Here is a 21,579-nt window from a genome sequence, read left to right as displayed (position 1 = left end):
GAGGACGCCGTGGCCATTGACGACCTGCCGCCCCTGCGCGAGGTGATCGCGCGCCACGGGCTGAGCGCGCGCAAGGCGCTCGGGCAGAACTTCCTGCTCGACCTGAATCTCACGTCCAAGATCGCGCGGGCCGCGGGGGACCTGACGGGGATGGACGTGCTGGAGGTGGGCCCCGGGCCCGGCGGGCTGACCCGCGGGCTTCTGGCCTCGGGCGCGCGGCGCGTGCTCGCGATCGAGAAGGATCCGCGCTGCCTGCCCGCGCTGGAGGAGATCGCCGCCACCTATCCGGGCCGGCTCGAGGTGGTGTGCGGCGACGCGCTCGACGTCGATCCGCTCGCGCACCTGACGCCGCCGGTCGCGATCGTCGCGAACCTGCCCTACAACGTGGGGACCGAGCTCCTGGTGCGGTGGCTGACGCCGCGCGTCTGGCCGCCCTTCTGGACCTCGCTCACGCTCATGTTCCAGCGCGAGGTGGCCGAACGGATCGTGGCGCCACCGGGATCGAAGACCTACGGCCGGCTCGCGGTGCTGGCCCAGTGGCGGACGGATGCGCGGATCGTGCTGTCGCTGCCGCCCTCGGCCTTCACCCCGCCGCCCAAGGTGTCCTCGGCGGTGGTGCGGCTCGACGCCCTGCCCGAACCGCGGTTCGAGGCGGCACCGAAGACGCTGGAACGGGTGGTCGCGGCGGCGTTCAACCAGCGGCGCAAGATGCTGCGCGCGGCGCTGCGCGGGGTTGCGCCCGATATCGAGGACAGGCTGGCCGAGGCCGGGCTGTCGCCGACGGACCGGGCCGAGCAGGTGCCGCTCGAGGGGTTCTGCGCGCTTGCGCGCGCGCTCGACGCCACCCGCTGACGGCGGATCACTCCGCCGCGCTGGTTTCCTTGCCGCCCTCGGCGTCGCCCTGCGCGCCCTTGCCGCCCTCGTCACCGTCGCTGCCCTGGTCGGCCTTCTTGGCGCGGGGGGAGCGGCGGCGGGGCGCCTTGGGCTTGGGCTTTTCGCTGGCCGCGTTTTCCGGCGTCTCCACGAGACCCGAGGAATCGTCCTCGCCCTCGGAGAAATCCACCACGTCGCCGGCGCCCGCGGAGGGCTGTTCGGCCTGCTCGGCGCCCTGCTGCGCGCCGTTTGCCCGCCGGCTGCGCCGGGGTGGCTGCGGCTGCTGCTGCTCGGCCGGTTCGGCCTGCTCGCGCGACTCGGGCTCGGGCTGCTGCTGCTGATGGGAGTGCTGCGGCTGGGACTGGTCGTCCTGCCGGCGGCCGTCGCCGTCGTCCTGCCGCTGGTCGCCGCGGTCGCGGTCGCGCTGCGCCTGGCGCTCGCGGTTCTCGCGTTCCTGCTGCTCGCGGCGGCTCTCCTGCTCGCGCTGCGCCTCGCCCAGCAGGCGCAGGTAGTGCTCCGCGTGCTGCTGGAAGTTCTCGGTCGCCACGCGGTCGTTGGCGAGCTGCGCGTCGCGGGCCAGCTGGTTGTACTTGTCGATGATCTGCTGCGGGGTGCCGCGCACCTTGCCGTCCGGCCCGGAGCTGTCGAAGACGCGGTTCACCACGTTTCCGACCGTGTTCCGGTTGCGGTTCGACTTCGACCGCGAGCGTGATTTCGAAGATCGCATGTCTGAATTTCAGCCTTGTCTGTGACTGGTGTGGTGATCCTCAGGCGCAGCCTGCCCGCACTGCCGGATCACGTCGCTCTCTGCTGGCTTGCCGTCGGGCGGGACCGCATGCGCCATCCACCGGCCCGACTGGCGCATGAGTAAACACGTCCCCGGGTGCATTACAAGCCAAAAACCCTGAAAATGCGTTCGCGGCCGGCGATTCACGCCAAGAATGCCGTCACCACGCGGTCCCGTCCGTCGAAGTCGGGCAGCACCCCGATGTCCGAAAGCCCCGCTGTTTCGAAGATCGCGGCCACCGCCGCGCCCTGGTCCGGGCCGATTTCCACAAGGACCCGGCCACCCGGGGAAAGCAGGGATCCGGCCTGACCGGCGATGTGCCGGTAGACGGAGAGCCCGTCGCCTTCGTCGGTCAACGCGTGGCGCGGCTCGTGGTTCCGCACCTCCGGCGCGAGGCCCGCCATCTCGTCCGCCGCGATGTAGGGCGGGTTCGACACGACGAGGTCGAAGCGCGCCCCCGCGGGCACCGCGCCCCCCCAGTCGCCCCGCGAGAAGCGCGCGCGCGCCTCCACGCCAAGCCGCACCGCGTTCCCCGCCGCCACCTCGAGCGCGGCCGGATCGATGTCGGTCCCGGTGCCTTCCGCCGCGGGACGTTCCGCGAGAAGCGTCAGGAGGATGCAGCCCGACCCCGTCCCGAGGTCGAGGACGGTGCGGAATGGCCGCGCCAGTGCCGCGGCAACCAGCGTCTCGGTCTCGGGCCGCGGATCGAGCACCGCGGGGCCGACGGCAAAGGCCCGGCCCCAGAACAGCCGCTCGCCCACGAGGTGGCTTACCGGCACGCGGCGACCGCGGGCCGCGACGAGCGCGTCGAAGGCCGCCTGCCGCCCCGGCGCCACCGGGTCCGGCAGCGCGAGCGTGACCCGCCCCGGCGCAAGGCCGAGCGCATGCGCCAGAAGCCGCCGCGCATCGCGCGCTGGGTCCGGCACGCCGGCCGCCGCAAGCGCGCGCGTGGCGCGGGCGACGAGGTCCGCGCCGGTCGCCGACACGGCGTCGGTCATTCCGCCATCTCCGCCAGCAGCATCGCCTGCGCATCGGCGGTCAGCGCGTCGATGATCTCGGCGAGGTCGCCCGCCATCACCTGGTCGAGCTTGTAGAGCGTGAGGTTGATGCGGTGGTCGGTCAGCCGCCCCTGCGGGAAGTTGTAGGTTCGGATGCGCTCCGACCGGTCGCCGCTGCCCACCTGCAGGCGGCGCAGGTCCGACCGTTCGGACGCGGCCTTCTGTCGCTGCATGTCGAAGAGCCGCGCACGCAGCACGCCCATGGCGATCTCGCGGTTGCGGTGCTGCGATTTCTCGGACGAGGTCACGACGATCCCGGTGGGCAGGTGGGTGATGCGCACCGCGGAATCGGTCGTGTTCACGTGCTGCCCGCCCGCGCCCGAGGACCGCATCGTGTCGATGCGGATGTCGCCCGGGTCGATCGCCACGTCGACCTCCTGCGCCTCAGGCAGGACGGTGACGGTCGCGGCGGAGGTGTGGATGCGCCCGCCGGATTCGGTCGCGGGCACGCGCTGCACGCGGTGGACGCCGGATTCGAACTTGAGCCGGGCGAAGACCCGGTCACCCGAGATGCGCGCCACCATCTCGCGCAGGCCGCCCAGTTCCGTCGCCTGCTCCTCGATCACCTCGACCTGCCAGCCCTGCGCCTCGGCGAACCGCGCGTACATGCGGAAGAGGTCGGCGGCGAAGAGCGCGGCCTCCTCCCCGCCGGTGCCGGGGCGGATCTCGAGGATCGCGGGGCGGGCGTCGGCCACGTCGCGCGGCAGGAGCGCGAGGCGCAGCGCCGCCTCGGCCTCGGGCAGCGCGTCCTCGAGGCGGGCGATCTCCTCGTCCGCCAGCGCGCGCATCTCGGGGTCGTCGCGCATGGCGCGTGCGTCGGACAGCTCGCGGCGCAGCGCGCGCCAGGTGGCGATGGTGTCGACGACCGGGCGCAGTTCGGAATATTCGCGACCGAGCGCGGCGATGTCGCCCGTTCCCTCGGCCATGCGGGCCTCGAGGTATTCGAACCGGTCGACGATCTGGATCAGGCGTTCCTCGGGGATCATGGGCCGTGTCTGTCCTTCAAAGCCGCGCTTTGGTCAAGCGCCCGGCCATGGTAACGTGATCGGATGACCCGCGGTGTCGCAGCCCTTCTCGTTCTTCTCGCCGCGCCCCCCGCGGGGGCGGACGCGACGGGCGGCGGCCGGGTGATCGAGTGCTACTGCACCGACACCGAAGGCGACCGCGTCGAGATGGGCGAGATCATCTGCCTGCATGTGGGCGGGCGCAGCTTCACCGCGCAATGCCAGATGTCGCTCAACGTGCCCATGTGGCGCGAGCTGAACGAGGGCTGCCTCAGTTCATCCCTCGCCATCGAGCCGCGACAGCCAGCCCTCGACGCGGGCACGGTTCACGCCCATGTCGGACTGCCCGAAACGTAGCCGCGCCCAAAGCTCGATAACGTCGTCCTCGTGCTGGATCGTGGTGTAGTCCGGAAAGCCGAACCATTTCGACCGCGTGACATAGGTGACGCGGTCCTCGTCCGGGCTGCCGGCGACGAGGTCGGTGCGCGGCGTGGCGAGGATGATGCCGTTCAGCTGCGCGAAGGTGGCGTCGTCGCCCTCGATCCGCCGCCGGACTCCCGTCGAGAGGTCCTGGTCCGCGGTGACCTGCGGGTCCACGTGCCACACGGCCGGGTCCGAGGGCGCGAGCCGGATCCACGCGAGCGCGCCGATCGCGGCAAGAACGATGAGCCAGAAGAGCAGTTTCACGTCGTCAACTCCCGGTTTCTCGGAGGTGCGGCCGTGCCGCGCGGTCAGCCCCGCCGCGTCCAGCCCCAGAGGCAGAGGATCTCCATGGCCACGTGCGCACCCGCGACCGCCGTGGCGCCGGAGTGATCGTATTGCGGGGAAACCTCAACCACGTCGCCGCCGACGAGGCTCAGACCGGCGATTTCCCGCAGGATCAGCGCCGCCTGCCCCGAGCTCAGCCCGCCCCAGACCGGCGTGCCGGTGCCGGGCGCGAAGGCCGGGTCGAGCGCGTCGATGTCGAAGGTGAGGTAGCAGGGCGCGTCGCCGATCACCTCGCGGATGCGGCGGGCGACCGCGTCGGGTCCTGTCCGGTGCACTTCGGGCGCGTCGATGATCGTCAGGCCCATCGTGTCGGGATTGGTTGTGCGGATGCCCACCGAGACCGAGCGCGCGGGGTCGATGAGCCCCTCCCTGACCGCCTTGTAGACGAAGGTGCCGTGGTCGATCCGGTCGGGATCGTCGTCGACCCAGCTGTCGGAATGTGCGTCGAACTGCAGCAGCGCGAGCGGCCCGTGCCTCTCGGCCATGGCGCGCAGGATCGGCAGCGTCACGAAATGGTCGCCCCCGAGCGTCAGCGGCGCGGCCCCGGCCGCGAGGATGCCGCGCACGTGATCGGTGATCGCCTGCGGCACCGACGACACCTTGGCGTAGTCGAAGGCGAGATCGCCGTAATCCACGACCGAGAACGCCTCGAGCGGCGAATAGTCCCAGCCATAGGGCGGATCGTAGGGCTGGAGCGTCGACGCCTCGCGGATCGCGCGCGGCCCGAAGCGGCAGCCGGGACGGTTCGTCACCGCCTGGTCGAACGGGATGCCCGTGACCGCGACGTCGACGCCGGCCAGGTCCTTGGTGTAGCGGCGCCTCAGGAAGGACGGCGCGCCCGCGAAGGCATTCTCGAACGACAGCCCGCGCGTGTCGGGGCGGGTGAAGGCGTGGTCAATCTGGGTCTTGGCGTCTTCGAGGGCCATGGCATCCGTCCGGTGGTGGTGTGAGCGCACCTCTGCCACGGATCGCGCCGCGCGGCCAGTCCCGCGGGCGCATTGCCGTGGACAATCAGGCCGCGACGGGTTGGCGGCGTTCCACGAGGCGGGCAAAGAAGGATGCGCCGATCGGTGCGGCCGCGTCGTTGAAGTCGAATTCCGGGTGGTGCACCGAGGGCCCCTTGCCCTGCCCGAGAAACAGGAACGCGCCCGGCCGCGCGTTCAGCATGTAGGAGAAATCCTCGGCGCCCATCTCGGGCGCGAGCTCTGCGTCGACCGCCTCCTGCCCCGCCACGTCGCGGGCGATGCCGGCCGCGAACGCGGTCTGCGCCGCATGGTTCACCGTGGGCGGGTAGTTCCGCTGGTAGTCCACATCGGCGGTGACGCCGAAGCTCGCCGCCTGCCCCGCGACGATCTCGCGCAGGCGGCGTTCGGCCATGTCGCGCACCTCGGGGTCGAAGCTGCGCACGGTGCCCGCGAGCCGCGCCGAGTTCGGGATGACGTTCATCGCCGATCCGGCCTGAACGGTGGTCAGCGACACCACGAGCTGCGCAAGCGGCGAGGCGTTGCGCGAGGCGATGGTCTGCAGCGCGAGCCCGAGCGACAGCGCCGCCGGCACCGGGTCGACGCAGTCGTGCGGATAGGCCGCGTGGCCGCCGCGGCCGGTCAGCACGATCTCGAAATCGTCGACCGCCGCCATGATCGGGCCCGGCCGCGTGCCGAAGGTGCCAAGATCGGAGAACGGATCGGTATGCAGCGCGTAGACCTCGTCGATGCCGAAGCGGTCCATGATGCCTTCCTCGACCATCAGGCGCCCGCCGCCGATGGTCTCCTCGGCGGGCTGGAAGATCAGCGCAACGGCGCCGGAAAAGTTGCGCGTCTCGGCGAGGTAGCGCGCCGCGCCGAGCAGCATGGTCGTGTGCCCGTCATGGCCGCAGGCATGCATGCGCCCCGGAACGGTCGACGCCCACTCGGCGCCGGTCGCCTCGTCCATGGGCAGCGCGTCCATGTCGGCGCGCAGGCCCGTGACGGGGCCCGGCCCGCGGCCGCGGATCAGCGCCACGAGGCCCGAACGCGCGATGCCTTCATGCACCTCGTCCACACCGAAGCCGCGCAGCTTGTCGGCCACGAAGGCCGCGGTCTGCTGGCAGTCGAGGCCGAGCTCGGGATGGGCGTGCAGGTGGCGGCGCCACGCGGTCATGTCCTCGGCGAAGCCGGCGATGCGGTTGACGACGGGCATGGGTGGACTCCTCGGGACCTTTGGCGCACTTCGGGGCGAGTGAATCCCGAAAAGCGGAGCGGGCGCAATGACCGACGAGCTGATCCACGACCCGAACGGCGGGCTGCCGCGCCTGCGCGAGATCATGCGCCGCCTGCGCGATCCCGAGACCGGCTGCCCGTGGGACGTCGCGCAGGATTTCGCCTCGATCGCGCCCTACACGATCGAGGAGGCGCACGAGGTCGCCGACGCCATCGCGCGCGAGGCGTGGGACGAGCTCAAGGGCGAGCTGGGCGACCTGCTGCTGCAATCGGTCTACCACACGCAGATGGCCGAGGAGGCGGGCCTCTTCACCTTCGACGAGGTGGCGAACGCGATCTCGGACAAGATGGTTGCACGGCATCCGCACGTCTTCGGCGACGAATCGAACGCCAAGACCCCCGAGCAGCAGGTGCAGGACTGGGAGCGCATCAAGGCGGCCGAGCGCGCAGAGACCGCGCAGAAGGGCGTGCTCGACGGCGTGGCGCTGGGGCTGCCGGCGCTCACCCGCGCGGTCAAGCTGCAGAAGCGCGCCGCGCGCGTGGGATTCGACTGGCCCGAGACCGACCAGGTGCTCGACAAGATCGTGGAGGAGGCGCAGGAGCTGCGCGCCGCCACCGATCCGGACCACCGCGCCGAGGAATTCGGCGACCTGCTCTTCGTCATGGCGAACCTCGCGCGGCATCTCGACATCGATCCCGAGGCGGCGCTGCGGGCGGCGAACGCGAAATTCACCCGGCGCTTCGGCGCGATCGAGGCGGCGCTGGCGGCCGAGGGCCGCAGCCCGGCGGACAGCGACCTCGCCGAGATGGACGCGCTCTGGGACGCGGCAAAGGCGGCGGAGAAGGCCCGCGCTTGAGCGCGGACGCTCCGCGCCGTACGTGAGGATCGCCGCGCAACGCGCGGACAGACCGTCGATCTTTTCGCCGCGTCCCGCCCCGGAAAGGCGATTCCGTTTTTGAAGTCCGGTGCGATCACATTATCTTGCCACGGGCCTTCAACGACCACGGACCTGCCGCGATGAGCGAAACCACCGCCGACATGCCTGACCGCGACGCCGCCCCCGCGGCGGAAAAGCGGCGCTGGCGCTGGTACCGCGTCCTGCGCGACGTGGCCACGGACACGGTCGAGGACAACATCTCGGTCGTGGCGGCGGGCGTCGCGTTCTACACACTCCTGTCGATCTTTCCGGCCGCCACGGCGATGATCTCGCTCGCGGGCTACGTGCTCGATCCCTCGGACCTCACCGCGCAGCTGGAACAGCTCGTGGACATCCTGCCGCAGGACGCGGCCACGATCATCCAGGACCAGGTGCTCGAGGTGACCGGCGGCGACCAGACGGCGACGGGGCTTGCGGCCATGCTCGCGCTCGCGCTCGCGGTCTACGGCGCCATGCGCGGGGTCAAGACCCTGATGTCCGGCATGAACATCGCCTATGGCGAACGCGAGCGGCGCGGGTTCTTCACGCTGAACGTCGTGGCGGTGATGCTGACCGTGGTGCTGCTGGTCGGCGTCATCCTCGCGCTCAACGTGGTGATCGTGATCCCGGCGGTGATGGCGTTCCTCGGCATCTCGCTCGGGCTCGAGGTGCTGCTGTCGCTCATCAAGTGGATCGTCATGTCGGGCATGACGGTGCTCGGGCTCTCGTTCCTCTACCGCTTCGCGCCCTCGCGCCGCCGGCCGCGCTGGCGCATGGTGTCCCCGGGCGCGCTGATCGCGGGCGCGCTCTGGATCGCGGGGACCATGGGCTTCTCGCTCTATGTCCAGAACTTCGGCAGCTACAACGAGACCTACGGCACGCTGGGCGGGGTCATCATCCTTCTGACCTGGCTCTGGCTCTCGGCGTTCATCGTCCTCCTCGGGGCCGAGTTCAACGCCCATATCGAGGGCAACAAGACGCGCCGCGACGAGGGCGGAACGATCGGGCAGGACCGCCCGGCCGGGGACACCCAGACGCGCACCGGGGCGACGCTGGCGACCGCGCCGGACCCCTGACGTCCCGCGCGATCCCCCGAACGGAAAAAGGGCGGCCCTGAGGCCGCCCTTTCGAAACTCTGATGATCCCTTGCGGGAAAAGGTCGCTCAGGCGGCGTCCTTGATGAACTTGACCGCGTCGCCGAAGGTCTGGATGGTCTCTGCGGCATCGTCGGGGATCTCGATCCCGAACTCTTCCTCGAAGGCCATCACCAGCTCGACGGTGTCGAGGCTGTCGGCGCCCAGATCGTCGATGAAGGAGGCGTTCTCCGTCACCTTGTCTTCCTCGACTCCGAGGTGCTCGACCACGATCTTGCGCACGCGATCTTCGATGTCGCTCATCTTGTCTTCCTCACATTGGTTTCGGGCGCCAGGCCCGGATTTGCCCTCGCCCCGCGCGGGGGTCATCCTCGTGTTGCCCGTCCGCGGGCGGTGCCTCTCCCCGTCCTATGGGACGGGCCTTAGCCACCCGGCGCCTGAGGGCCCGGATCGAAGCTGCGAGCGCCTATAGCATATGGATCGGGGATGGCAAACGCTTTCCCCCGCAAGCCCGCAACCGCATCTCAGAGCATGGCCATGCCGCCGTTTACGTGCAAGGTCGCGCCTGTGACATATCCCGCCTCGGGGCTGGAGAGATACAGTGCGGCCGCCGCGATCTCGTCGGCGGTGCCCATGCGTCCGGCGGGAATCTGGTTCAGGATCTGGGACTTCTGGTCGTCGTTGAGCTTGTCCGTCATCGCCGTTTCGATGAAGCCCGGGGCGATCGCGTTGACCGTGATGCCGCGGCTCGCGACCTCGTAGGCCAGCGATTTCGACATGCCGACCATGCCTGCCTTGGCGGCCGCGTAGTTCCCCTGCCCCGGGTTGCCGGTCGCACCCACCACCGACGAGATGTTCACGATGCGGCCCCAGCGCGCCTTCATCATGCCGCGCAGCACGCCCTTGCAGAGCCGGAAGGTCGCGGTGAGGTTCACCTCGAGCACCTGCGCCCATTCCTCCTCGGTCATGCGCATGAAGAGGTTGTCGCGGGTGATGCCGGCATTGTTCACGAGGATGTCGACGGCACCCATCGCCTCGGCCGCCTGTTTCGGCAGCGCGGTGACCGCCTCGGCATCCGAGAGGTTGCAGGGCAGCACGTGCGCCCGGTCGCCGAGCGCCTCCGCGAGCTCGCGCAGCGGCGCCTCGCGGGTGCCCGACAACGCCACCGTGGCGCCCGCGCCGTGCAGGCTGCGGGCAATGGCCCCGCCGATGCCGCCAGAAGCGCCGGTGACCAGCGCGCATTTCCCCGTCAGATCGAACATGTCGCGTTCCTTTCCTGTCGCTGCGGCGTGCCCCGCACGTCCGCCGCTGTTCCTGCGGGCCCGGGTTGCGGGCCCGTCCACCGTGCCCGTGCCTCAGGCGTCCGAGGCGGCGGCGCGCACGTCGTCGGGCGATCCGACCGTGCGGGTGGCGAGGTCGCGGTCGATCCGCCGGACCATGCCCGACAGCGCCTTGCCCGCGCCGATTTCCCACGTCTCGCTGACGCCCTGGGCGGCCATCCATGCCACGCTCTCGCGCCAGCGGACCATGCCCGTCACCTGCGCCACAAGCAGCTCGCGGATCGCGTCCGGGTCGCTGACCGCCTCGGCGCGCACGTTCGACACGAGCGGCACCGCCGGCGCGGCGATGGTCACGTCGGCGAGCGCGCCGCGCATGACCTCGGCCGCAGGCGACATCAGCGCACAGTGGAAAGGGGCGCTGACCGGCAGCAGGACCGCCCGTTTCGCGCCACGGCCCTTCGCGATCTCGACCGCGCGCTCGACGGCCTCCTTGTGGCCGGACACCACCACCTGCGCGGGGTCGTTGTCGTTCGCGGCGGCGCAGACATCGTCGCCCGCGGCCTCCTCCGCCACGCCGCGCACGGCCTCGAGGTCGAGGCCGAGGATCGCGGCCATGGCGCCCACACCCTCGGGCACCGCATCCTGCATGGCGCGTCCGCGGATCCGCAGAAGCCGCGCGCAATCCGCAAGCCCGAACGCCCCGGCGGCCGCCAGCGCGGAATACTCGCCAAGCGAATGGCCCGCCACGAAGGCCGCGCCGCCTGTCGGCACGCCTTCCGCCTCGAGCGCGCGCAGCGCGGCGATCGAGGTCGCCATCAGCGCGGGCTGCGCGTTGGCGGTCCGGGTCAAGGCGTCCTGCGGACCTTCCCAGATGAGCGTGCTCAGGCGTTCGCCGAGCGCGTCGTCCACTTCCTCGAAGACCGCGCGGGCGGCCGGGTAGGCCTCGGCGAGATCCCTGCCCATTCCGACCGTCTGTGCCCCCTGACCGGGGAATACGAAGGCTCGGCTCATCCGCCTCTCCTCTTGCCGCTCTGCGCACTGCCCCGCTCCTTAGCCGCCCCGCCGGGGCGGCGCAACGCGACGGGCGCCGCCGCGCAGACGTGCTGTGCGCGCGCTGGTGATTTGCAGGCGGGCGCGCGCGCGATAGCTCTGCGGCAAACAGAACGGCATTCAGGGAGTCGTCCATGCCCGCAACCAACGCGGCCGACCGCTACGGCGCGGTCGCCAAGACCTTTCACTGGCTGATCGCACTCGGCATCCTCGCGATGCTGCCGCTCGGCTTCGTCGCGGATCTCTGGCCGAGCGACACAAGCGGCGCCGTCGCGGTCAAGACCACGCTCTTTTCCATCCACAAGACGCTCGGCACCACGCTTTTCGCGCTGGCGCTCCTGCGCATCCTCTGGGCGCTGACGCAGCCGAAGCCGGTGCCGCTCCATCCCGAGCGGCGGGCCGAGACGCTCGCGGCCGACACGGTTCACTGGCTGCTCTACGGCAGCCTGGTGCTGGTGCCGCTCACCGGCTGGGTCGGCCACGCGGCAAGCGAGGGCTTCGCACCGATCTGGGGCCCGGTCGGGCAGTCGCTGCCCTTCGTGCCGAAATCGCCCGCGCTGGCCGAAACCGCGTGGACGCTGCACTTCATCTTCATCTGGGTGCTGATCGCGGCGCTCGGACTGCACGTCGCCGGCGCGCTCAAGCACCACCTTGTCGACGGCGACGCGACGCTGCGCCGGATGCTGCCGGGCGCGACGCGCGCCGGGACGGCGACGGGACACGGCCATCGCACCGCGACGCCGGTCGTGCTTGCCGTGGCCTTCTGGGCCGTGGCGCTCGGCGCGGGTGCGGGCGCGGGGCTCTTCCGACAGGAAGCCGGCGCCGCCGAACCCCCGACCCTCGCCGCCGCGGACTCCGACTGGCAGGTGACCGAGGGGACGCTCGCCATCTCGGTCGTGCAGATGGGGTCCGAGATCGAGGGCCGCTTTGCCGACTGGACGGCGAGCATCGCCTTCGAGGAGCGCGGCGCACCCGGTACCGCCGGCGAGGTCGAGGTGCAGATCGCCGTGCCCTCGCTGACGCTCGGCTCGGTGAGCGAGCAGGCCAAGGGCGCGGATTTCCTCGCCGCGTCGGAATTTCCCACCGCCACCTATGCGGGCGACATCGTGCGCGTCGCCGACGGCTACGAGGTGCAGGGCACCCTCACCCTCAAGGGCGAGGAGGTGCCGGTCACCCTGCCCTTCCAGCTGACGCTCGAGGACGGGACCGCGCGGGTCGAGGGCACGACGACGCTCGACCGGCGGAACTACGGCATCGGCCGCAACATGGAAGACGAGAGCCAGGTGGGATTCGAGGTGCGCGTGCGCGTGGAACTGACCGCGACCCGCACCGAGTGACGCAACGTCACGGTGCATGAAAAAACCCCGCCGGTGCGTCCGGCGGGGTTTCGCGTTCCGTCGCGGTGTCCGCAGATCAGCTGTCGGTCTCGGCGTCGGCCTTCATCGCCTCGACGGACAGCTCGACCTCGATCTCGTCGCTGACGTAGGGCGCGAACATGCCGAGCTCGAAGTCCGAGCGCACGAGCGTCGTGGTGGCCGAGAAGCCCGCCCACGGCTTGTTCTCCATCGGGTGGGTGCCGGCCTGGTTCAGGACCGCATCGAGCACGACCTCCTTGGTCACGCCGTTCAGGGTCAGGTCGCCGGTAATGAGCGCGGTGTTCTCGCCGGTGACCTCGATCCCGGTCGAGGTGAAGGTCACCATCTCGTCGTCCGACGCACCGAAGAAGTCGTCGGACATGAAGTGCTCGAAGCGCGCTTCCCAGCCGGTCAGCATGGAGCGCACCGGGAAGGACACCTCGACCGACGAGTTGGCGGGATCTTCCTGGTCAAACATGATGTCGCCCTCGAAGCCCGAGAACATGCCGTAGCCGGTGGAGAAGCCCAGGTGATCGTAGTGGAACACGATCTGGCTGTGGCTCGAATCGAGGACGTAGGCCTCGGGCTCGGCGGCTGCCGCGAACGGGAGGCCGAGGAAGGTCGAGGCGAGGACGAGGCGTTTCATAATCGGGTTCACTCCATGTGACGTTCAGATGGTCACACAGATGCCAGCCCTGAGCCGCGCTTCAATCAGCGATGCCTCACAGGGGCTGTTGAGGGATGAACACCCCCACGCCCGATTTGTGTGCAAGCGCGAGACAGCACAGTCCCGCCGGCAGCAGGAAGGCCGTCAGTCCGAGCTTCATGGTGAGGATCGCCGGCGCCGTGCCCGCGCCCGGCAGCAGCCACAGCCCGCTCGCGATGCCGAGCATGATCGCGCCCGCTACGTAGAGGACGATCCGCCGCACGATCGCGAACGCGGGCTCCTGCGGCTCGCGCAAGGTATCGGGTTCGCTCCAGTTCATCGCTCAACTCCGCCACGTGATGCGTGTTAATCTTGGTTAACTCCACATTCTGTGACAACTGAGACGGGAATTGGGCGCAAAAGCGGCAACCGCGCACATATTCCGCCCGGTTTGGCACCCTTGCGTCGCGGCACGATCCGTGTATACGGGCGCCTCCTTTCGCAAGACGTTGTGAACCGCGCGCTCCCTCGTGGACAGGCGCGAAAGGACCGAGAGCCTGTTCTTTGAAAGCCGCCAGACCGGAACGGAGACCGCATGCCGCTTTATGAGCATGTCTTCATCGCGCGCCAGGACTTGTCCAACGCGCAGGCCGAAGGCCTCATCGAACACTTCTCGACCGTCCTCGCCGACAACGGCGGCAAGCTCGTGGAAAGCGAGTACTGGGGCGTCAAGACGATGGCGTACAAGATCAACAAGAACCGCAAGGGGCACTACGCCTTCCTGCGCACCGACGCCCCGGCAGAGGCGGTGCAGGAGATGGAGCGCCTGATGCGCCTGCACGACGACGTGATGCGTGTGCTCACCATCAAGGTCGAAGAGCACGAGGAAGGCCCGTCGATCCAGATGCAGAAGCGCGACGAACGCGACGACCGCCGTCGCGAACGCCGCAACTGATCCCCGGACAACAGGAGCATAACCAATGGCTGCAAAACCGTTTTTCCGCCGCCGCAAGGTCTGCCCGTTCTCCGGCGAGAACGCGCCCAAGATCGACTACAAGGACACCAAGCTGCTGCAGCGCTACGTGTCCGAGCGCGGCAAGATCGTCCCGTCCCGCATCACCGCGGTGTCGTCGAAGAAGCAGCGCGAGCTTGCGCGCGCGATCAAGCGCGCCCGCTTCCTCGCCCTCCTGCCCTACGCCGTGAAGTAAGGAGAGCCCCATGCAAGTCATCCTTCTGGAGCGCGTGGCCAAGCTGGGCCAGATGGGCGACGTCGTCGACGTCAAGCCCGGCTACGCGCGGAACTACCTGCTGCTGCAGGGCAAGGCGCTGACGGCGTCGCAGGAGAACATCGCCCGCTTCGAGTCCGAGAAGGCGAATCTCGAGGCGAAGAACCTCGAGACCCGCAAGGAGGCCGAACAGGTCGCCGAGAAGCTCGAGGGCCAGCAGTTCGTGGTGATTCGCCAGGCGTCCGACGGCGGCAACCTCTACGGGTCCGTGACGACCCGCGACGCCGCCGACGTGTGCAGCGAGGCCGGCTACGCGGTCGACCGCAAGCAGGTCATCATCCGCACGCCGATCAAGGAGCTGGGCCTGCACGAGGTCGAGCTTCACCTGCACCCTGAGGTGGTGGTGACGATCACGCTGAACGTCGCCCGCTCGCCGGAAGAGGCGGAGATCCAGGCGTCGGGCCGCACCATCCAGGACATCGCGGCCGAGGAAGAGGCGCAGGCGGAATTCGAAATCTCGGAGCTTTTCGACGATATCGGTGCCGCGCAGTCGGACGACGACGAGGACGAGGGCCAGCGCCGCTCCGACGCGCCGTCGAGCCTGGACGACCCGCGCGACTGATCTTCTCCGGGTCCCGTTCGACCCGCCACAAATTTGCAACCGTCCCGTGCACACGGGACGGTTGATTTTTTTTGTCCGATCGGGAAATAACTGTTTTCGGTAGGCAGCAGTTTGTGACCTTACGTAAAGCTTGCCAAAACATGGCAGATCGCGTGAGATTGACACAAATCGGAACAGAGGTCATTTTGTGAATCCCGTTGACAAACATATCGGAAATCGTGTTCGCGTCCTCCGCCAATCGCGGGGCCTGACGCAGCGCAACCTGGGCGAGCACCTGGGGGTCCGGTTTCAGCAGATCCAGAAGTACGAGAGCGGCCAGAATCGCATCTCGGCTGCACAACTTTTTGCCATCGCCGAATTTCTCGGCGTCGGCGTCGACCATTTCTTCCAGGACATGGAGTTCGAGGGCGGCAAGCCCGCGAAGGCTCAGGAAAACCCGCTCACGCTGGCCCAGAACCGCGAACTGACCCGAATCTTTGCTAAATTGGACACATCCCAGCGCGATGCGGTGATGGCCTTCCTGCGATCCCTTGCACGAACAGACGAAACAGTGTGAGACTGTCGGGCATCCCTGTCGGGATGTAAGTCTGTTCGGGATGCCCGATGAAGCTGATCGATCTTGCGGAGCTGCCCGGGGACACCGAGCGGTTTGACAAGTACCTCCACCGTCTGTGCGACGAGCTGGAGTTCGATTTTGCGTCCTATGCGGTCTCCCATCCCCTCACGAACGACGTGCAGGGTTACCACACCTATCCCGAGGCGTGGAAAGAGCATTACGGCCGGTCCGGCTATCACACCATCGACCCGACGATCTACCAGTCCATGCGCAGCGTCGCGCCGGTGGACTGGTCGCGCTTTCGGCGCGACGAGAACTTCTCGTCGGTCTTCAACGACGCCTCCGAATTCGGCATCTCGCCGCGCGGCCTGACCGTGCCCATCCGCGGCCCTCTCGGGGAATGCGGGTTGCTGAGCGTGACGCGGAACTGCGTCGACCGCGAATGGGACATGCTCAAGTCCAAGGTCATGGGCAACCTGCAGACCGCCGCGGTGCACATCCACGACCACGTCGTGCAGTCGCGCCAGATGGCGAGCCTGCTGGGCGCGAGCCAGCTGTCCACCCGCGAGGTCGAGATCCTGCAATGGTGCGCCATGGGCAAGACCCAGCAGGACATCGCCGCGATCCTCGGCATCTCGCACCGCACCGTCGAGGTGCACCTGCGGTCCTCGCGGACGAAGCTCAGCGCCCTGACCACCGCTCAGGCGGTCGGCCGGGCCCTTGTCTGCGGCGTGATCGAGCCCGGCTGAACACCGCCAACCTGTCCTCCAAGGGCCTGACGTTGCGGACTTTCTCGCTCTGATACGGGAAAGCCCCAATAGATTCTGCTGTGATCTGAGCTAACGATTCATTCAGAACTGCAGACCATAGAGGGGATTTGGTCGTGATTATCGTAATCGATGGGTTGAACAGGTGTGACTTCGAGGACGTCCTGGCGGACGTGTTCGAGCTTCGGGCGCGCGTTTTCCGCGATCGTCTCGGTTGGGATGTCGAGGTGACCGAGGATGGTCGCGAGGTCGATCACTTCGACGCGCTCGACCCCGCCTATGTGGTCAGCCTCGACGCTTCTGGACGCGCGGTCGGGTGCATGCGCCTCCTCCAGACGCTCGGGCCCAACATGCTGAACGACGTCTTCCACGAAATTCTCGACGGCGAGCCTGCGCCGCGTGATCCGCAGACCTGGGAAGCGACCCGGTTCTGCGTCGACATCAACCGCCTCGACAACGGTCGTGGCCGCAACTCCGTGTCCTTCGTGACCTCCGAGGTCATGATCGGCGCGTTCGAATATGCCCGCCAGGCCGGCGTCAAGGACGCGGTGGCGGTGATCGACCCGGTGATGAACCGGCTGATGAAGCGCTCGAACAACGCGCCGCACGGCTACCTGGGCACGCCCAAGAACTTCGGCGTGGCGACCGCCATGGCGGCGCTGATGGACTGCTCGGAAGAGCGGATCTCGGGCATCCGGTCGTTCTCGGGCATCGACTACGACGTGTTCCTGGGCGAGGCCGAGGCCCGCGCGCTGGTCGATGCCGGCCGCAGCACCGAGGCACAGGTCGCGCGCGCGGCGAACGTGACCGAGCTCCGGAGTGACCGCCCCCGCCGCGTGACGGCGGAGGACCGCGCACCGGCCTCGCACAGCGTCAGCATGATGGTCAGCTACTGCCGCGACCAGCTGGCCACCGCCCGCACCGAGGACGAGCGTCGCGCGGCGCTGAGCCTCCTGCAGAGCATCTCGACCACCATGAGCCCCGAGGACTGGAACTGCGTGCGCCAGCACCTCGAGGTCGCACTCGACGGCTGACGACCGGACACGGCAAAACTCACGGACGGAACCACGGGCGACGGATTGACCGTCGCCCGTTTCCTCGTGTCCGGCCGGTGCCATGACGTCACCGCGCCCCGCGCATGAAAAAACCTGCCGGCGTCGCGGCCGGCAGGTCTCATGATCCGTGCCCGGTCGACGCCGGGCCAGGGGCGGCGCATGGCCGCCCGGAAGGGCCTCAGGCCTCTTCCTCGTCCAGCGCCTCGACGGCCTTCTGGAGGTCGTCCTTGCTGACTTCCTTGTCGGTCACCTTGGCCTGCTCGACGATCAGGTCGACGACCTTGTCCTCGAAGATGGGCGCGCGCAGCTGCTGCTGCATCTGCGGGTTCTGGCGCACGAAGTCGAAGAACGCGCGCTCCTGGCCCGGGTACTGACGCGCCTGCTGCATGATCGCCTGCGTCATCTCGGCATCGGTCACCTGGACCTCGGCCTTGTTGCCGACCTCGGCCAGCAAGAGCCCCAGGCGCACGCGGCGCTCGGCGAGCTTCACGTGCTCTTCCGACGGCGTGATCTCGCCGTGGTCGTGGCCGTGATCCTCGGGATGCTCCTCGTGGTAGAGCTGGTGCGCGATCTGCTTGGCCTCGGCGTCGACGAGGCTCGGCGGCAGGTCGAAGGACACCTTCTGGTCCAGACGGTCGAGCAGGTTGCGCTTCAGCACCTGCCGCGCCGCGCCGCGATACTCGGCCTCGAGCCGCTCGCGGATCTGGCCCTTGAGCGCCTCGAGATCCTCGGCGCCGTACTTCTTGGCCAGCTCGTCGTCGATCTCGGCGGCGACGGGCTTCTTAACTTCCTTGACGGTGACGTCGAACACCACCGGCTTGCCGGCCAGGTTCTCCGCGCCGTAATCCTCGGGGAAGGTGACCTCGACCGACTTCTCCTCGCCGGTCTTCACGCCCTCGAGCTGCTCCTCGAAGCCGGGGATGAACGATCCCGAGCCCAGCACCAGCGGGTAATCCTCGGCGGTGCCGCCCTCGAAGGGCTCGCCGTCGAGCTTGCCGACGAAGTCGATCACGACCTGGTCGCCGTCCTTGGCCTTGGCGGTCTTGGCGCGCGCCTCGAAGCTCTGGGCATTCTCGGCAAGGCTCTTCAGCGCGTCATCGACCGCGGCATCGTCCGCCGGCACCACGAGGCGCTCGATCTCGAGATCGGTGAAATCCACCTCGGGCACGTCGGGCAGCTTCTCGTACTGCATCTCGACCTTGACGTCCTCGCCTTCCTTCCAGTCCTCGTTGGTCATCTTGACCTGGGGCTGGAGCGCCGGACGGTCGCCGGTTTCCTCGAAATGCTTGTTCATCGCGCCGTCGATGGCTTCCTGCATCGACTCGCCCAGAAGCTGCTGGCCGAACCGCTTCTTGAGAAGCGCCATCGGCACCTTGCCCTTGCGGAAGCCCTTCATCTCGATGTCGGGCTGGGCGTCAGCCAGCTTTTCCTTCACCTTGGCGTCGAGTTCGTCGGCGGTCAGCGTGATCGCGTAGCCGCGCTTGAGGCCTTCGTTCAGGGTCTCGGTGACCTGCATCGTCGTGTTCGTCCTCTTTATCATCTGGTGCGGGTGAAGGGACTCGAACCCCCACGCCTCGCGGCGCCAGAACCTAAATCTGGTGCGTCTACCAATTCCGCCACACCCGCAAACGCGCAACGGGCCCGCTCGCGTCAGGCAGGCGCCGGTTCCGGCGCTCTCTAGCAAAGCGACCACGCGGATGCGAGAGGAAAAAATCAGCCCAGAAAAGGCACGACAGCAACGCTTTCTTGCCGTATTCTGGGAAAAAACTGAGGCAGTGAAAGCAGGATAGCGCCCATGGAACCGATAACGGTCCGGCGCGGAACGGGGCTTGACCCCGTGCGCACCGAATTTGTCGTGCGGAACGCCCTTGTGGCGGGCACCGATATATACACCCTCGACGGCACCCTTCCGGTGGAAGTGCTGGCGCCCGGTGACCGCGTCATCACCCGCGACAGCGGCGTGGCGATGCTCAGGGCCGTGCGGACGCGCCGGCTGGTGCTGGACGTGGTGCGCATCCGCGCGGGCTCGCTCGGCAATGCGCGGCCCGACCGCGACGTGATCCTGCCCGCCGCGCAGGAAATCCTGGTGCGCGACTGGCGCGCGCAGGCGCTCTTCGGCCAGGCGCAGGCGCTGGTGCCGGCGCGGCGCCTCTGCGACGGGGAATTCGTGGCGGCGCTCGGGCGGCGCGAGGTGACGGTGGTCGAACTCGTCTTCGACGCCCCCCACATCGTCTACGCTGACGGGCTCGAGGTCGCCGCGCACGTGGCGGACCTCGTTCCCGCCTAGACTCCCAGCGACCGCAAGACCTTCGGCAGTTCCTCAGCCAGGTCCTCGGCGATCAGGCCGGGGCCGAAGCTGCGGGCGCATTCCACGTGCAGCCACGCCGCGGTCCCCGCGGCCTCGGCGGGCGCGAGGCCGCGCGCGACGAGACCCGAGATCATCCCCGCGAGCACGTCTCCCGCCCCTGCCGTCGCAAGCCACGGCGCGGCGCGCGCGCCGGTCGCCGCATGGATCGCCACCTGCCCGTCCGGCGCGGCGATGACGGTCTCCGCCCCCTTCAGCAGCACGACGGCACCGGACCGCTGCGCCGCCGCGCGCGTTGCCTCCACCCTGGTGTCCGTGCCCTCCGTCATCCGCCCCGCGATGTCCGGAAAGAGGCGCGCGAACTCGCCGCCATGGGGCGTCAGCACGACCCGCCCGTGCAGCATCGCGAAAAGCGCATCGGGCGCTTCCGAGAAGGCGGTCAGCGCATCGGCGTCGAGCACGACGGCCGGCCGATGCTCCGCCCCGAGCGCCACGGGCACGAGCGCGCGCGCACGGCCCGCCCCGAGCCCCGGCCCGAGGCAGAGCGCGTTGAGCCGCGCGTCGCCGAGGGCGTCCGCGAGGTCCGGCGCCTCCTCGATCCGCCGCAGCATGATCGCCGTCAGCTGCGCCGCGCATTCCGCCTCGGCCGACCGCGGCGCGCCCACGGTCACGAGGCCCGCGCCGATCCTGAGCGCGGCCCGCGCGGCAAGCCGCGCGGCGCCCGTCCGGCCCGCGGGTCCGGACAGGACAAGGGCATGACCGTGTCCGTACTTGTGCGCCGCGACCGACTTTGCGAGCGCGGCGCGGCGCGTGTCGTCGAGATGCGTGATCCGCGCGGCATCCGTCATGCCTCCTCCTCCGGGTCGAGCCCGATGTCGACGACCATCCGCGGCACCTCGGCAAGCGGCGGCAGGTCGTGCAGCGGCTTCGGCGCGTGGAACGTCACGATCAGGTCCGCCCGCATGGGCCGCCCGGCGAGCGGCGCGCCGCTGTCGGTGTCACGGCCCGTCGGCACGTCGACCGCGACGACGAAGGGCGCGGGCCCCGCGTCGAGCGCTCGGTGCACCGGCGCCAGCACGTCGTCGAGCGGCGCGCGCTGCCCGATCCCGAAAAGCGCGTCGACGACCACCGGCCGGCCCGCGGCGGCGGCGAGGGCAGCCCGGAGGCCGGTTTCCTCCAGCGGCCGCACGTCGCCGAGGGCCCGCCAGAGGTCGTGGTTGTGCCGGGCGTCGGGCGGCAGCCGCGCCGGATCGCCCCACAGGAAGACGTCGACGCGCCAGCCCTTCGCAAGGAGGTGCCGGGCCACGACGAACCCGTCGCCGCCGTTGTTGCCGGGCCCGCAGAGCACGATCGCGGACCGGGTCCCGCCGCCCGGACAGGCTTGCACGATGGCCTCCGCCGTGCCCTGCCCCGCCCGTTCCATGAGCGCCCGTCCCGTCACGCGGCCGCTCCCGATCGCCGCGCGCTCGGCCGCGCGCATCGCCTCCGCTGTCAGCACTTCCGCCATCGCGCTGCCTTTCGATTCACTTCTGCCCATTTTAATGGCAGTTCGCACAAAATTTGATCTTCTCCCACGAATGGGCTGGCGCCCGTCCCCGCCAGCCGCTTCTGTCGGATTGTGGCGCTGCGACAGACATGGTCTGACCGCAGCCTAAGCAGGACTGGAGGCGAGGGTCATGAAAAAGATCGAGGCGATCATCAAGCCGTTCAAGCTCGACGAGGTGAAGGAAGCCCTTCAGGAGGCAGGCATCCAGGGCCTGTCCGTCGTCGAGGTGAAGGGTTTCGGCCGCCAGAAGGGCCATACCGAACTCTACCGCGGCGCCGAATACGTCGTGGATTTCCTGCCCAAGGTGAAGATCGAGGTGGTCGTGGACGACGACATCGTCGACGGCGCCATCGAGGCGATCATCGCGGCAGCCAAGACCGACAAGATCGGCGACGGAAAGATTTTCGTGTCGCCCGTCGAGCAGGCGATCCGCATCCGCACCGGCGAGACGGGATCGGACGCGCTCTGACCG

General features: G+C 69.1%; 27 protein-coding genes and 1 tRNA gene. 13 read left to right on the top strand and 15 right to left on the bottom strand.

Going from position 1 to position 21,579, the window contains the following annotated elements:
- Positions 1-9 precede the first annotated feature (9 nt).
- Positions 10-852: a 16S rRNA (adenine(1518)-N(6)/adenine(1519)-N(6))-dimethyltransferase RsmA gene (rsmA, locus tag RISW2_RS01645; protein ID WP_043765691.1), complete on the top strand. Its 843-nt coding sequence runs from the start codon at positions 10-12 to the stop codon at positions 850-852.
- Between the two features lie 7 nt (positions 853-859).
- On the opposite strand, the gene RISW2_RS01640 is transcribed toward rsmA, so the two are convergent.
- The 3 genes from RISW2_RS01640 to prfA form a co-directional block, all read right to left on the bottom strand.
- A complete protein-coding gene (locus tag RISW2_RS01640) occupies positions 860-1,600 on the bottom strand; it encodes a DUF4167 domain-containing protein (protein ID WP_043765689.1) in 741 nt (246 codons plus the stop codon).
- Positions 1,601-1,803: 203 nt separating this feature from the next.
- A complete protein-coding gene (gene prmC, locus RISW2_RS23400; protein ID WP_051491738.1) occupies positions 1,804-2,658 on the bottom strand; it encodes a peptide chain release factor N(5)-glutamine methyltransferase in 855 nt (284 codons plus the stop codon).
- On the bottom strand, positions 2,655-3,704 hold the full coding sequence (prfA, locus tag RISW2_RS01635) for a peptide chain release factor 1 (protein ID WP_043765688.1): 1,050 nt from the start codon (positions 3,702-3,704) through the stop codon (positions 2,655-2,657). The genes prmC and prfA overlap by 4 nt, the downstream gene beginning before the upstream one ends.
- Before the next feature lie 63 nt (positions 3,705-3,767).
- Between prfA and RISW2_RS23840 the strand changes: the two genes are divergently transcribed.
- The gene (locus RISW2_RS23840; RefSeq protein WP_084615205.1) at positions 3,768-4,079 is read left to right on the top strand and encodes a hypothetical protein; all 312 of its coding nucleotides are present in this window, start codon (positions 3,768-3,770) and stop codon (positions 4,077-4,079) included.
- On the opposite strand, the gene RISW2_RS01630 is transcribed toward RISW2_RS23840, so the two are convergent.
- The 3 genes from RISW2_RS01630 to RISW2_RS01620 all read right to left on the bottom strand — a co-directional run bounded on the left by RISW2_RS01630 (position 3,999) and on the right by RISW2_RS01620 (position 6,668).
- Entirely contained in the window at positions 3,999-4,409 is a 411-nt protein-coding gene (locus RISW2_RS01630) for a DUF1499 domain-containing protein (RefSeq protein WP_043765686.1), read from the bottom strand. The two genes, RISW2_RS23840 and RISW2_RS01630, sit on opposite strands and share 81 nt — an antisense overlap.
- Before the next feature lie 44 nt (positions 4,410-4,453).
- Positions 4,454-5,416 carry an agmatinase gene (gene speB, locus RISW2_RS01625; RefSeq protein WP_043765684.1) on the bottom strand — a complete coding sequence of 321 codons (963 nt, stop codon included), beginning with the start codon at positions 5,414-5,416 and terminating at the stop codon, positions 4,454-4,456.
- An 85-nt stretch (positions 5,417-5,501) separates the two neighbouring features.
- Complete coding sequence (locus RISW2_RS01620) at positions 5,502-6,668, bottom strand: M20 aminoacylase family protein (protein ID WP_043765682.1); 1,167 nt, start codon at positions 6,666-6,668, stop codon at positions 5,502-5,504.
- A gap of 67 nt (positions 6,669-6,735) precedes the next feature.
- On the opposite strand from RISW2_RS01620, the gene mazG reads away from it, so the two are divergent.
- Both mazG and RISW2_RS01610 read left to right on the top strand, forming a co-directional pair.
- Positions 6,736-7,545 (top strand): nucleoside triphosphate pyrophosphohydrolase, encoded by an 810-nt coding sequence (gene mazG / locus RISW2_RS01615; protein ID WP_043765680.1) that lies wholly within the window; start codon positions 6,736-6,738, stop codon positions 7,543-7,545.
- Between the two features lie 161 nt (positions 7,546-7,706).
- On the top strand, positions 7,707-8,681 hold the full coding sequence (locus RISW2_RS01610) for a YihY/virulence factor BrkB family protein (protein WP_051491737.1): 975 nt from the start codon (positions 7,707-7,709) through the stop codon (positions 8,679-8,681).
- Positions 8,682-8,768: 87 nt separating this feature from the next.
- Here RISW2_RS01610 and RISW2_RS01605 read toward each other — a convergent pair whose 3' ends face one another.
- The 3 genes from RISW2_RS01605 to fabD all read right to left on the bottom strand — a co-directional run bounded on the left by RISW2_RS01605 (position 8,769) and on the right by fabD (position 10,990).
- On the bottom strand, positions 8,769-9,002 hold the full coding sequence (locus RISW2_RS01605) for an acyl carrier protein (protein WP_043765677.1): 234 nt from the start codon (positions 9,000-9,002) through the stop codon (positions 8,769-8,771).
- A gap of 221 nt (positions 9,003-9,223) precedes the next feature.
- Positions 9,224-9,961, bottom strand: coding sequence for a 3-oxoacyl-ACP reductase FabG (fabG, locus tag RISW2_RS01600; RefSeq protein WP_043765676.1), 738 nt, complete (start codon positions 9,959-9,961; stop codon positions 9,224-9,226).
- Positions 9,962-10,054: 93 nt separating this feature from the next.
- Positions 10,055-10,990 (bottom strand): ACP S-malonyltransferase, encoded by a 936-nt coding sequence (fabD, locus tag RISW2_RS01595; protein ID WP_043765674.1) that lies wholly within the window; start codon positions 10,988-10,990, stop codon positions 10,055-10,057.
- Positions 10,991-11,163: 173 nt separating this feature from the next.
- On the opposite strand from fabD, the gene RISW2_RS01590 reads away from it, so the two are divergent.
- A complete protein-coding gene (locus RISW2_RS01590) occupies positions 11,164-12,366 on the top strand; it encodes a cytochrome b/b6 domain-containing protein (protein ID WP_043765672.1) in 1,203 nt (400 codons plus the stop codon).
- 76 nt (positions 12,367-12,442) lie between these two features.
- Here the strand turns inward: RISW2_RS01590 and RISW2_RS01585 are convergent, their stop codons facing one another.
- Both RISW2_RS01585 and RISW2_RS01580 read right to left on the bottom strand, forming a co-directional pair.
- Positions 12,443-13,030: a YceI family protein gene (locus RISW2_RS01585; protein WP_043765669.1), complete on the bottom strand. Its 588-nt coding sequence runs from the start codon at positions 13,028-13,030 to the stop codon at positions 12,443-12,445.
- 76 nt (positions 13,031-13,106) lie between these two features.
- Positions 13,107-13,370, bottom strand: a complete 264-nt coding sequence (locus tag RISW2_RS01580; RefSeq protein ID WP_043765667.1) for a hypothetical protein — start codon at positions 13,368-13,370, stop codon at positions 13,107-13,109.
- Between the two features lie 255 nt (positions 13,371-13,625).
- Here RISW2_RS01580 and rpsF point away from each other — a divergent pair, with 255 nt between their 5' ends.
- The 6 genes from rpsF to RISW2_RS01550 all read left to right on the top strand — a co-directional run bounded on the left by rpsF (position 13,626) and on the right by RISW2_RS01550 (position 17,235).
- Positions 13,626-13,985 (top strand): 30S ribosomal protein S6, encoded by a 360-nt coding sequence (gene rpsF / locus RISW2_RS01575; protein ID WP_043765665.1) that lies wholly within the window; start codon positions 13,626-13,628, stop codon positions 13,983-13,985.
- Positions 13,986-14,010: 25 nt separating this feature from the next.
- A complete protein-coding gene (rpsR, locus tag RISW2_RS01570; protein WP_043765662.1) occupies positions 14,011-14,238 on the top strand; it encodes a 30S ribosomal protein S18 in 228 nt (75 codons plus the stop codon).
- A 10-nt stretch (positions 14,239-14,248) separates the two neighbouring features.
- The gene (rplI, locus tag RISW2_RS01565) at positions 14,249-14,878 is read left to right on the top strand and encodes a 50S ribosomal protein L9 (protein WP_051491736.1); all 630 of its coding nucleotides are present in this window, start codon (positions 14,249-14,251) and stop codon (positions 14,876-14,878) included.
- 187 nt (positions 14,879-15,065) lie between these two features.
- Positions 15,066-15,434: a helix-turn-helix domain-containing protein gene (locus RISW2_RS01560; protein ID WP_043765661.1), complete on the top strand. Its 369-nt coding sequence runs from the start codon at positions 15,066-15,068 to the stop codon at positions 15,432-15,434.
- Positions 15,435-15,481: 47 nt separating this feature from the next.
- Positions 15,482-16,183 (top strand): LuxR family transcriptional regulator, encoded by a 702-nt coding sequence (locus RISW2_RS01555; protein WP_043765659.1) that lies wholly within the window; start codon positions 15,482-15,484, stop codon positions 16,181-16,183.
- 134 nt (positions 16,184-16,317) lie between these two features.
- Entirely contained in the window at positions 16,318-17,235 is a 918-nt protein-coding gene (locus RISW2_RS01550) for an acyl-homoserine-lactone synthase (RefSeq protein ID WP_051491735.1), read from the top strand.
- A 199-nt stretch (positions 17,236-17,434) separates the two neighbouring features.
- Here RISW2_RS01550 and tig read toward each other — a convergent pair whose 3' ends face one another.
- Entirely contained in the window at positions 17,435-18,772 is a 1,338-nt protein-coding gene (tig, locus tag RISW2_RS01545; RefSeq protein WP_043765657.1) for a trigger factor, read from the bottom strand.
- Between the two features lie 25 nt (positions 18,773-18,797).
- Positions 18,798-18,882 (bottom strand) — tRNA-Leu (locus RISW2_RS01540).
- A 169-nt stretch (positions 18,883-19,051) separates the two neighbouring features.
- On the opposite strand from RISW2_RS01540, the gene RISW2_RS01535 reads away from it, so the two are divergent.
- A complete protein-coding gene (locus tag RISW2_RS01535) occupies positions 19,052-19,543 on the top strand; it encodes a Hint domain-containing protein (protein ID WP_043765656.1) in 492 nt (163 codons plus the stop codon).
- Here the strand turns inward: RISW2_RS01535 and RISW2_RS25880 are convergent.
- Together RISW2_RS25880 and RISW2_RS25875 are read right to left on the bottom strand one after the other, a co-directional pair.
- On the bottom strand, positions 19,540-20,409 hold the full coding sequence (locus RISW2_RS25880; RefSeq protein WP_341872000.1) for an NAD(P)H-hydrate dehydratase: 870 nt from the start codon (positions 20,407-20,409) through the stop codon (positions 19,540-19,542). The two genes, RISW2_RS01535 and RISW2_RS25880, sit on opposite strands and share 4 nt — an antisense overlap.
- Positions 20,406-21,068: an NAD(P)H-hydrate epimerase gene (locus RISW2_RS25875; RefSeq protein WP_341871999.1), complete on the bottom strand. Its 663-nt coding sequence runs from the start codon at positions 21,066-21,068 to the stop codon at positions 20,406-20,408. Before RISW2_RS25875 ends, RISW2_RS25880 begins: the two co-directional genes overlap by 4 nt.
- A 169-nt stretch (positions 21,069-21,237) precedes the next feature.
- On the opposite strand from RISW2_RS25875, the gene RISW2_RS01520 reads away from it, so the two are divergent.
- On the top strand, positions 21,238-21,576 hold the full coding sequence (locus RISW2_RS01520; protein WP_043765654.1) for a P-II family nitrogen regulator: 339 nt from the start codon (positions 21,238-21,240) through the stop codon (positions 21,574-21,576).
- The last annotated feature ends 3 nt before the right edge of the window (positions 21,577-21,579 follow it).

It is taken from the genome of Roseivivax isoporae LMG 25204 (assembly GCF_000521865.1).
GTDB lineage: Bacteria > Pseudomonadota > Alphaproteobacteria > Rhodobacterales > Rhodobacteraceae > Roseivivax > Roseivivax isoporae.
This window is presented reverse-complemented; position numbering and strand designations above follow the sequence as displayed.

What these genes read in the sequence shown, in the direction of transcription:
- RISW2_RS01640 (WP_043765689.1), bottom strand. Translation starts at nt 1,600, where the DNA reads ATGCGATCTTCGAAATCACGCTCGCGGTCGAAGTCGAACCGCAACCGG.
- prmC (WP_051491738.1), bottom strand. Translation starts at nt 2,658, where the DNA reads ATGACCGACGCCGTGTCGGCGACCGGCGCGGACCTCGTCGCCCGCGCC.
- prfA (WP_043765688.1), bottom strand. Translation starts at nt 3,704, where the DNA reads ATGATCCCCGAGGAACGCCTGATCCAGATCGTCGACCGGTTCGAATAC.
- RISW2_RS23840 (WP_084615205.1), top strand. Translation starts at nt 3,768, where the DNA reads ATGACCCGCGGTGTCGCAGCCCTTCTCGTTCTTCTCGCCGCGCCCCCC.
- speB (WP_043765684.1), bottom strand. Translation starts at nt 5,416, where the DNA reads ATGGCCCTCGAAGACGCCAAGACCCAGATTGACCACGCCTTCACCCGC.
- RISW2_RS01620 (WP_043765682.1), bottom strand. Translation starts at nt 6,668, where the DNA reads ATGCCCGTCGTCAACCGCATCGCCGGCTTCGCCGAGGACATGACCGCG.
- mazG (WP_043765680.1), top strand. Translation starts at nt 6,736, where the DNA reads ATGACCGACGAGCTGATCCACGACCCGAACGGCGGGCTGCCGCGCCTG.
- RISW2_RS01610 (WP_051491737.1), top strand. Translation starts at nt 7,707, where the DNA reads ATGAGCGAAACCACCGCCGACATGCCTGACCGCGACGCCGCCCCCGCG.
- RISW2_RS01605 (WP_043765677.1), bottom strand. Translation starts at nt 9,002, where the DNA reads ATGAGCGACATCGAAGATCGCGTGCGCAAGATCGTGGTCGAGCACCTC.
- fabG (WP_043765676.1), bottom strand. Translation starts at nt 9,961, where the DNA reads ATGTTCGATCTGACGGGGAAATGCGCGCTGGTCACCGGCGCTTCTGGC.
- fabD (WP_043765674.1), bottom strand. Translation starts at nt 10,990, where the DNA reads ATGAGCCGAGCCTTCGTATTCCCCGGTCAGGGGGCACAGACGGTCGGA.
- RISW2_RS01590 (WP_043765672.1), top strand. Translation starts at nt 11,164, where the DNA reads ATGCCCGCAACCAACGCGGCCGACCGCTACGGCGCGGTCGCCAAGACC.
- RISW2_RS01585 (WP_043765669.1), bottom strand. Translation starts at nt 13,030, where the DNA reads ATGAAACGCCTCGTCCTCGCCTCGACCTTCCTCGGCCTCCCGTTCGCG.
- RISW2_RS01580 (WP_043765667.1), bottom strand. Translation starts at nt 13,370, where the DNA reads ATGAACTGGAGCGAACCCGATACCTTGCGCGAGCCGCAGGAGCCCGCG.
- rpsF (WP_043765665.1), top strand. Translation starts at nt 13,626, where the DNA reads ATGCCGCTTTATGAGCATGTCTTCATCGCGCGCCAGGACTTGTCCAAC.
- rpsR (WP_043765662.1), top strand. Translation starts at nt 14,011, where the DNA reads ATGGCTGCAAAACCGTTTTTCCGCCGCCGCAAGGTCTGCCCGTTCTCC.
- rplI (WP_051491736.1), top strand. Translation starts at nt 14,249, where the DNA reads ATGCAAGTCATCCTTCTGGAGCGCGTGGCCAAGCTGGGCCAGATGGGC.
- RISW2_RS01555 (WP_043765659.1), top strand. Translation starts at nt 15,482, where the DNA reads ATGAAGCTGATCGATCTTGCGGAGCTGCCCGGGGACACCGAGCGGTTT.
- tig (WP_043765657.1), bottom strand. Translation starts at nt 18,772, where the DNA reads ATGCAGGTCACCGAGACCCTGAACGAAGGCCTCAAGCGCGGCTACGCG.
- RISW2_RS01535 (WP_043765656.1), top strand. Translation starts at nt 19,052, where the DNA reads ATGGAACCGATAACGGTCCGGCGCGGAACGGGGCTTGACCCCGTGCGC.
- RISW2_RS25880 (WP_341872000.1), bottom strand. Translation starts at nt 20,409, where the DNA reads ATGACGGATGCCGCGCGGATCACGCATCTCGACGACACGCGCCGCGCC.
- RISW2_RS25875 (WP_341871999.1), bottom strand. Translation starts at nt 21,068, where the DNA reads ATGGCGGAAGTGCTGACAGCGGAGGCGATGCGCGCGGCCGAGCGCGCG.
- RISW2_RS01520 (WP_043765654.1), top strand. Translation starts at nt 21,238, where the DNA reads ATGAAAAAGATCGAGGCGATCATCAAGCCGTTCAAGCTCGACGAGGTG.